Below are 392 nucleotides of genomic sequence, written 5' to 3'. Positions count from 1 at the left end.
CCCCCCCCCCCCCCCCCCCCCCCCCCCCCCCCCCCCCCCCCCCCCCCCCCCCCCCCCCCCCCCCCCCTCTTTTCAAGCAGCAGACGGCATACGAGATAATTGGCGGAGTCTCGTGGGCTCGGAGATGTGTATAAGAGACAGCCGTCGGGCTTTGAATTTCTGGGGTGGATGATGGGACTCGAACCCACGACAACCGGAATCACAATCCGGGACTCTACCAACTGAGCTATATCCACCACTGGTTACTCGAACGGGCTCATATAAACATATGAAGCTGCCGAAGACAGCACCGACGACGGGAAGACCGATCGGGGACTCTACAAACAGAGCGAGAGGCACCGCGGGGGGGGGGGAGGGAGGGGGTGGGAGGGAGGGAGGTGAAGGGGGGGGGG

General features: G+C 65.1%; 1 protein-coding gene and 1 tRNA gene. Both read right to left on the bottom strand.

Annotated elements, in window-relative coordinates:
• A partial coding sequence (locus JHD59_RS22350; protein WP_199155882.1) for a hypothetical protein occupies positions 1 to 188 on the bottom strand: 188 nt, incomplete at its 3' end.
• Positions 161 to 236: transfer RNA gene (locus JHD59_RS22345), tRNA-His, on the bottom strand. The genes JHD59_RS22350 and JHD59_RS22345, both read right to left, overlap by 28 nt.
• Between the last annotated feature and the right edge of the window lie 156 nt (positions 237 to 392).

This window comes from Chromobacterium sp. ASV23 (genome assembly GCF_016428945.1).
Taxonomy (GTDB): Bacteria; Pseudomonadota; Gammaproteobacteria; order Burkholderiales; family Chromobacteriaceae; genus Chromobacterium; species Chromobacterium sinusclupearum.
Note: the sequence above shows the minus strand (reverse complement) of the source record. Positions and strands in the feature narration are given on the sequence as shown.